Genomic DNA, 1,459 nt, shown 5'->3' on the forward strand with positions numbered 1-1,459 from the left:
TAGGTACTATCTTTAATTCCTAATTTATTTTCTATTTTTTATATTTGTACAACCAAGAGGAAGCTTCTTGCGATTATTCACTGGACGTTTACCTTGTGTAGCCTCAATTTTACATTGGGGCTATTTTTGCTATTGTGTCTTCTTCGAAGCCAATTGCCCGAGAGGATAACTTTTGCTCCTCTTCTTGGATATTTATTTGATAATTGGCATTATAATCCTCGTTTTTGTTCCATAAATGATAAATCATTGTCAGAATTTTTTTTTGAACCGCCACATAACTTTTCATTTTAATACCGTGCTTTTCATAGGTTCTCTCAAATAAATCCTGAAAAGGTTTGACTTTATGCTGGATAACTACTAAAGATGGCATATGCAAAGCTCTTCTTATTCGGGAGTTTCCCCGTTTTGATATTTTTGTTTTTCCAACTCGTTTTCCTGACTGGGCTTCAACCACATCGTAGCCTGCATACGATACCAATTGCTTGTAATTCTTAAACAATGTAAATCCATTAGTTTCTGCTAAAATAGTACTCATCGTTAAAATACCCAATCCTTTCATTTTCAATATGTTTTCAGCTTTATTATTGATCTTGTCGTCTGATTTTAAGTGCATTTTAATTGCTTTCTCTAATTCCTTTAGCTGTGATTCAAATAAAGATATGGTCTGATCTATTTGATTATTAACTACATCTAATTGATGCATAGCAAAACCCAAAGCATCCGATTGATTCTTCAAAACTGTTTTTAATTCAGTAACATTTTGATGCTGCCTAGTCAATAATCGCAACTCATAAAAAAAAGTACCCATGGGCTGCCATAATTCAAGGCATTGTTCAGCTCCCATTTGGGACAATCCTTTAGCATCAATGCTGTCATTTTTGGATTTGAGCCCGATGGCTTCCAAATATTTTTTTGCCTTATTGGGCAGAATTATAGAAACTTCGAATCCTTTCCCAAAAAGATAGTAAGCACAATTCTCATGATAAATACCGGTTGCCTCCATACAAACCACCACAGGAATCGCTTCTTTTTTATGCTTTAAAATCCAATCTTCTAAAACTGAAAAACCTTTTAAACTATTGGATATTACTACGCTTGATTTCACAATAACCTTTTGCTTTTCATCTATAACACTAATACAGGCATTAATCTTTTTGCTTGAAACATCAAGACCAACGGAATACTTTAAATTCATAACTCTTTAATTTAGTATCAATAAACAAAATATTACACAAATCTTTGCTCATTTTTTATACAAGATCCATATTCAGAATAAGGTCTTTAAGTACTATTGTGACTCGAAATGTAATAAAAACGAAATGGATTAACCTAGTGTTCACAATATCGCCAAATGGTGTATTTCGCCCCGATAGAATTTTGCCAGTTCGTCTTGCTTATTAATTGTTTGTCTTTTCAAAGATACTTCTCATATTTTTAACCGAGTCAAAGATATGAGCCC

The 1,459-nt window shown here is 33.0% G+C and carries 1 protein-coding gene; it reads right to left on the bottom strand.

The window, feature by feature from the left end; all coding sequences use genetic code 11:
* Positions 1-109: 109 nt before the first annotated feature.
* Positions 110-1,195, bottom strand: a complete 1,086-nt coding sequence (locus AAGV33_RS16310; protein ID WP_373393434.1) for an IS110 family RNA-guided transposase — start codon at positions 1,193-1,195, stop codon at positions 110-112.
* Positions 1,196-1,459: the final 264 nt, after the last annotated feature.

Source organism: Flavobacterium magnesitis (assembly GCF_041729735.1).
Taxonomy (GTDB): Bacteria; Bacteroidota; Bacteroidia; order Flavobacteriales; family Flavobacteriaceae; genus Flavobacterium; species Flavobacterium magnesitis.

Bases quoted from the DNA above. Each gene is read 5' to 3' on its own strand.
- AAGV33_RS16310 (WP_373393434.1), bottom strand. From the start codon at position 1,195: ATGAATTTAAAGTATTCCGTTGGTCTTGATGTTTCAAGCAAAAAGATT.